This window comes from uncultured Cyclobacterium sp. (genome assembly GCF_963976465.1).
Taxonomy (GTDB): domain Bacteria; phylum Bacteroidota; class Bacteroidia; order Cytophagales; family Cyclobacteriaceae; genus Cyclobacterium.
In genome coordinates this window covers 1-6,921 of sequence record NZ_CAXBOC010000315.1, presented here as the reverse complement: position 1 = coordinate 6,921, position 6,921 = coordinate 1, and the positions used below count along the sequence as shown (strand labels likewise).

6 protein-coding genes are annotated in these 6,921 nt (G+C 36.1%); all 6 read right to left on the bottom strand.

Annotation, left to right across the window (positions count from 1 at the left end):
* Positions 1-1,058, bottom strand: a 1,058-nt coding sequence (locus AAC037_RS16545; protein ID WP_339904100.1) for a hypothetical protein, incomplete at its 3' end; no start/stop codon positions are given.
* Between the two features lie 5 nt (positions 1,059-1,063).
* Positions 1,064-1,540 carry a hypothetical protein gene (locus AAC037_RS16540; protein ID WP_339904098.1) on the bottom strand — a complete coding sequence of 159 codons (477 nt, stop codon included), beginning with the start codon at positions 1,538-1,540 and terminating at the stop codon, positions 1,064-1,066.
* 9 nt (positions 1,541-1,549) lie between these two features.
* Entirely contained in the window at positions 1,550-3,595 is a 2,046-nt protein-coding gene (locus tag AAC037_RS16535; protein ID WP_339904097.1) for a hypothetical protein, read from the bottom strand.
* A 479-nt stretch (positions 3,596-4,074) separates the two neighbouring features.
* The gene (locus AAC037_RS16530; protein ID WP_339904096.1) at positions 4,075-4,473 is read right to left on the bottom strand and encodes a hypothetical protein; all 399 of its coding nucleotides are present in this window, start codon (positions 4,471-4,473) and stop codon (positions 4,075-4,077) included.
* Between the two features lie 70 nt (positions 4,474-4,543).
* Positions 4,544-6,112, bottom strand: coding sequence for a T9SS type A sorting domain-containing protein (locus AAC037_RS16525; protein ID WP_339904095.1), 1,569 nt, complete (start codon positions 6,110-6,112; stop codon positions 4,544-4,546).
* Positions 6,113-6,151: 39 nt separating this feature from the next.
* Positions 6,152-6,921: hypothetical protein (locus tag AAC037_RS16520; RefSeq protein WP_339904094.1), on the bottom strand; the 770-nt coding region annotated here is incomplete at its 5' end.

The window sequence follows — 6,921 nt, the reverse complement described above, 5'->3', positions numbered from 1 at the left end:
AATAAATCGGCTAAATCGATGGGTTTTGATGGAGTTTCTAATCTAGGTTTGCTTCTATTATTATCAAAGATGAAAGTTTGATCAAGTAGTTGATCAGGAATTGGGGAGACGTGAATAAATACTTTCCAATGGTCTGAGAATAAAATTGGTTTAAATATTATTGGAGATTTAAACCTTTTTATTTCGCCATCTTGTGTTCTATTTTCGTGAGTTACGTTTAAGGAAAACCTATAATTATTTATACAGTTTTCATTTTTTTGTTCAAATTTAGCACTGGGATACAGTCCTAGAAAGGCTCTGGCGAACTTATAGGTAGCCCCTTTTTTAAGGGGTATTTCTTGGATAAACTGGGATTTGATCCAAGGTTTCTCCCAGGTATAATTAAGTTTATTTATAACATATTGTTTAAGAAAACCGTGCTCATATTTAACAACACGCTTACGACAATTATGTGAACTATAATCTTGAAATTTGAAATAGTTAATCCCGGATTTTAAAAGCTGATAATAGTAATTTATGAAATGCAATACAGAAACTTCATTTTCTATCATTAAATATTTCGGAATCTCCAGATAAGGTGTTTTTGCTTCTGGGATATGACTTAAATCAGATAAGAAAAAAGAACCATACCCTTTGGATTGCCTAGTGCCAAAATTTGTTACAAAAAGAAATTCAGAAAAATGTTTTTTCAATTCCGCAAGCAGGTCTATTTGAAAACTAAAAAACTCAACTACTATTGGTTGTCTGGTTTCACTAAATAATTTATCGCTTCCTGGCCCCATATTCGCAAAAAACATCGGTCCATTGTTGCGATTTATATATTGACTTTTAACATCTTTCGCTATGATTTTAACTTTATAATCCAAGGCTTCGTGGTTCTTAGAGGTTTTCCATGTTGCCGGAACACCAACTTTATTTTCCCGAAATTTTTCTCTAAGATATCTATCGAATTTTGGTTTTAATTCAGTTGCTCTTAGCGTAGCCCCCGCCTGATCCGCCTGAAAATGGATAATGGGGGTGTGTTGGGTTAATTCAAAAGTAATTTCAAATTTACTCATAGCTACTAAAATATTAAAGATGAAAGGGTTAAAGCTATTCCAAAGACCAAAAGGAAGAGATAAATAAACCATCTGTAGATTATGGAATGGTGCTTTTCTTTATAAAATTGAAAACCAGATAACCAGTCTAGAATAAACACGATAAAAACACTGACGAGAAGCATGACGCCTATCCGCGACCAAAAGGCAGGAATTAAATTTACCCCACCAATGAAGATGTCAGGTAATACATTAAAGCTCATCACAGAGGCCATTAATGAAAGAGGTAGGAATATTGCGCCAATTATGGCTATCTTGGTCAATAGCTCATTGTTGTATTTTTCTTTCTGGAAGCCAGAATAATTGTGCAATTCCTCAATTTGTTTGTCAAGATAAATTACATCTTCAGGGATTTTCATTTGCTTTTGAAGAAGGTCATACAATTCTATCCCTTGTTCCTGGGCAGTGATCTCTTTAAAATAGACCTTGTTAATAAATAGCAAGTATTTTTTTTATAGAGTAGCTATCTTTTCTAATGTTTTATCCGGACTATCGTTTTCAAGTAATAAATGGGAAACATGCGTTACCTCATCAGCATAATTGAGAATGGTGGCCCGCTGGACTAAACAGAGCTCAGCCATTTTATAATACATGGTCTGTAGGTGACGAATAATATAAGAGTCAACGCTCTCAGATGTCAACATCACAAAACTATACCTACTTAAACCAATGATTGTCCCGTAATCTATCCACCTATTATAGGTGCCTTTAGCTATTAAATTTTTTCGCATATCCCGATCTTGGCAGGTTAACAATCCAGCATCTACATATAAAAACTTATACCACCAATGGGACAGATTTTCTTTTTCTTCACTATCTAAGTTTGTATAATAATTTTTTAAATCATCAGCTTTATGATCACTGCCATACCAGCAAACAACGAACATCCTACTATCCAAAATAGGAGCCATTAATAACTTGAATTCAATCTTGCCCTCTTTGTTTTGTAGTTGTTGTTTACCCTGATTGATCGCCCAGAAATCTTTTGGAAAAAGTCCATTGATAAATTTAGGAAGCATAAATATCCCATAGTTAAAAGCTTTGCCTGAGGTATACCTTGAAAAATCTTCATAAAGAACACTATTCTTATGGTTCTCCTCAGAACCAATAGAGATATATTCAGGCAATTCCTTTCCTTTTACACCCTCTAATCCTTCTGTTAAAGTATTGGTATCTTGGTTTCCCGTCTTTACAGATATATCAGAAAGATCAAAAAATGGTGGATACAACCTTCTTCCATATTGATTGATAGTAAGAATATCATCAGGTTTAGCGTGTTTGAAATTTCTAAGATGAAATGAGATAACCCCCACCCCACTGTTGTAAAAATTTAAAAGTATACTATCGATATCAAGTGCAAAAACCTCGTCTCTATCTTTCAATTTTATAATGTATTTCCAGGTTTTCAGAGCTTCATTTTTATACTCATAATGGAGTAACATCTTTTTATCCCCATCACTGTATTCATCTTTAAGATTATCTGACAAATCATATAAGATTTCCCTGACATGCCCATAAAAATAATTGAATTCATTATAGGTCTCCCCTCCATCAATTTTAAAGGTTTTCCGTTTCCAAAAACTATCCGCTAGCTTATTTGGTAGGGTATTTAAATTAAACCTCTCTAACAGACTATTTTCAGAAGAACATCCGGGGTGTTCCCATTTAAATGGGAAAATAAACACATGGTGGCTGTAATAACTCTTTAAATAATCTTGTTGTGTAAAGTGTTCAACTATTCTGTTTTTTAATTCTTCTATTTCAGTTTCACTAAAGACATCTTTTGCCAATCCAAAGTAACCATTTTCTTTACCCCCCCCCTGATAAGCTTTGCCATCCTGAATTAAATCGTTAAATTTTTCAGCTATTTCTATTTTCTTTGGGCCATAATAATTTAATTCCTTTTCATTATAAATGATTAGCTTTAAATAAGGTTTATAAAGGATATCAGAGATAACGCTAAACCTCTCAGTCAGTGATTTTACAATGGTTATTCCTCTGGTCTTGATCGTGTTTTTTTCTACAGATAACCTGCCGAGAGCCTCATCTTCAACTGTAACTCCCTGAGCTTCCCTATCTGCTTTTCTAATTTTTGATATATCATCGTCACTAGCTCCTAGTGCTTTCATGGCAGGAATATATCCTGTATCATTGGCCGCTACCAATTGCTCCCAATCGTTAAGGTTAATATTTAAAATATTTGCTACTTGAACTATCGAGGCAGGATTTTCTTGCAGTTCGTTGTGGTGATCAATCAGTTCACAACCTGTAGGTATATTACCTCTCAGTTCTATACCATAAACTTTTACACCTGAAGCTATCGATTGCTGTATTTCTTCTATATAAGGTGCTTTCATATAAGCATCCCATCTTGAATTATTCCAATTTAAGCCTGCATCTATAAATTTTACTTGAGCTTTTTCAAGTAAGGTTTTAATTTCAACCATCTCCAAATCTGATCCTCCAAGAAGAAATAAAAACTGTGTTGATTTAGGCATAGAGAATGATAATATTATATTATAAATGTATTTTACAACACAAAATATGAATTTAAAAAAAACAATCCAATGATTATTTGATAAAATTGTTTCCTTATGATTTTATTTAAAATATTATCTTGTAATTGCACTTCTTAATTGCAATCAAGAAAAAGTACCGATAAGTAAGAATACAGCAGTTTTTCCTATATTTTTACTATACTCCTTTTCTTGAAACCAAACATTTTAACCATCTATATTTATCTAAACCTAATATTAATTTTATTGCTTAATAATTAAAAATTTTAAAAATTTAATTGATGAAGATTCCCCTACTTAGAGAACCTTCTTCAATACCTTTACCTTAGTCACTCTATCTTAAAGGAAAACTAGTATTCAAACTTATATATTCAGTTTAGGTATTCTGATTATAAATTTTTGCATTAATACCTTTTCGATTTTAAGATCAAAACTTGAATTTCATAGCCTATACTATCCCCCTACAACCCAAACTCCATCTTCAACGCCACAGCTCCAGCTTTATAATTGGTCTGATTGATGGTCAGGGTCATATGGGTATCTGTAAGGCTGTTGATTAGGAATTTATCGGGGCCACCATTCAGTAAGATCTCAGATTCTGAGGAATTAAAGGCCCAGGTCCCGGTTTCCAGGACCGAAAGTAATGCACCTCTAGCAGTATAGCTGTTGGAAGCCGTAAACCTAATCGTGTATCCATCAGTGGGCTGATCAGAACCATTGGCCGTAAGTTTAATTAATTTCCAATTTTGGGTAAGTAGTTCTGTCTTTGTTTTCTCTGGCTCTTCATCATCCTTACAAGAAAAGAGGCTAACCAATACCAGTAAACAAGTAAAACAAAATAGCTTATTAATCAATTTCATGGCGAATAAATTTAATGTTAAAAGGAGGTAGGTATAGGAGAGCGATAAATAAATCGCCCTCCGTATTGTCTTAGTCTTTAATAATTAATTTCCGGACTACAAATAGTCTATAGCCTTGGATCTCTATTAGGTAGACACCTGCATTGAAGTCTGAAATATCTATAAAGCTATTCTCCGTATGCACATAGTCTACAACCACCCTGCTCCTTCCATTGAGATCATTGATAGTGAGCTCATAAGTCTCTCCTATGTTAAGCCCATCGATAAAGAAGCTATTTTTGGCTGGATTAGGGAACAGTTTTACCAACCCCTTAGCACCTGGTCTTTCTTCTAAATCTGTCAAGGTTTGGGGCTCAGAAATACTGCTACAGCCATCTACAGTCACCATTACCGAATAAGCTCCACCTTCTGATAGGTTAATTTCATCTTGATCAGCTCCCGAAATATCCGAACCGTCCAGCTTCCATTGATAAGTACTCCCTGTAGGTGAATTTTTTACTTTAAGCACCAATTCAGGAGAAAATTCAGAACCGATGATTTCTATTTCAGGAACAGGTGGAGCAACACAAAAACTATTGGTTTTCTCTTCAGCAGCAGCATAATTGTCATTACCGCTTTGACTGGCTTCAATGGTAACTGTTCCTGCACCTGTTAAGGTAAGTGTGTTGCCACTAACTGTTGCCGGACCACTAAGGACTGCATAGGTTACCTCCAGATCAGCACTACTTGTAGCACTTAGCTCGAAAGGAGCTGAGCCAAATTCTTTGTCTCCTATGGCTGCAAAATCAATGGTCTGGGATTTTTTCTTTACCGTTTGGGTGCGGTTCACATCGCTTGCGGCCTTGTAATTGTCATTCCCTGGCTGACTTGCGGTAACCACTATGGCTCCTGCCCCATCTATACCAAGCTCATTCCCCGAGAGACTTCCTGGTCCACTCTTAACTGCGAATGTCACAGTCAATCCTGAACTTGATGAAGCAGAAAGGTCAACTGGCTGGTCCCCGTAAGTTTTATCAGGCAAATTGGCAAAAGTAATGGTCTGCCCTGCCTTTTCAACAGTAACCTCCTTCTCTTCAGAAGTAGCATTGTAATTGTCATTTCCTGCCTGAGTGGCTTTCACAGTAATCGTTCCGGCACCTGTAATAGTCACTTTACTTCCACTAATGGTTCCGGGACCACCGACCAAGGAAATAGTAACCGGTAGTTTGGAATCAGCCGTGGCCACCACTGTAAATGGTGCATCGCCGTAAGTTTTATTGGAGATGGAGCCAAAAGTAATTTCCTGATTGGCTTTCTCGACTTCGAAAGACTGTTCTATAGCTTCCGCTGCCTGGTATTCATTATCACCGGGTTGTTCAGCTTTTACTGTTACAGTCCCTGCGCCTGTAATGGTCAGCTGCTTTCCTGTAATTGTGGCAGGACCACTGACTACAGTAAATTGAACTGGGAGCTCAGAATCTGCTGTGGCCACTAAATCAAAAGGAGCATCTCCAAATTGCATCTCAGGCAAGGAGGAAAACGATATGACTTGACTTATTCTGCTTTTAGTAGTTATTTCTATGTCATCAAGGAAGATCCCATCTCTGGAATACGAATAAGTATAAATGGGGTTGCTTCCATATTGTTGAAAACGAACCACTGTCTGTTTTTAACGCCGAAATACTTGAAGTAGCAGCTGTTATTCTTGTTGAAAACGAACCACTGTTTTCTCTGAAAGAGTCAATTTTTTCTCTTCTGCCAAAGTTGAAATATCCACTTCCATAAACCCCCATTTATTTGAAATAAGGGTGAAATCCTGAATTTTGGTAAAGGTTAGGCCTTCATCCACACTTAAATAAATACCATTTTGAGGGCTCAACTCTTCAAAACTACTGAAAATATCAAATTTAAGAATTACATTTTGAGCCTCTTTTAAATTAAGCTTCAAATCAGCACTTACGATTCCCAATTCTCCTGATGCGCTTTTACCTAAATACAGCCCATTCTGCCCTGTTTTACTTACAGCAAGTGATTCATATTTACTTGCAACACCAACCCCTCCTTCCAATCTAACAACTGAATTATTATCGACCATTCCAGTAGAAAACTCTGATAACGGATCAACATAAGGAAACGTAGAATTGCTATAAGCCCAACCCTTAGGCATTTTAGTACCTTCTTCAAATCCCTCATTATAAGGAAATTTATTTATAAAAGTCTGGTCAGGAACCCTAACTTCAACGTCATCTATAAAAATACCATCGCGTGAACTACTGGAATAAGCTCCAAAGTAGGAATTGTCATATTGTTGAAACCTGACAATAAACGTAGATGAAAGTGTCAATCCGTAATGACTTGCCAACCTGTCAATATCGAGGGGAGGCAGTTGACCCCAGCTTGCATTTGCCCATTTATCCCCATCAAAATCCATAACTTTGGTAAAGGTTACTCCAGCATCATCACTAAAGA

What these genes read in the sequence shown, in the direction of transcription:
- AAC037_RS16530 (WP_339904096.1), bottom strand. Translation starts at nt 4,473, where the DNA reads ATGAAATTGATTAATAAGCTATTTTGTTTTACTTGTTTACTGGTATTG.
- AAC037_RS16535 (WP_339904097.1), bottom strand. Translation starts at nt 3,595, where the DNA reads ATGCCTAAATCAACACAGTTTTTATTTCTTCTTGGAGGATCAGATTTG.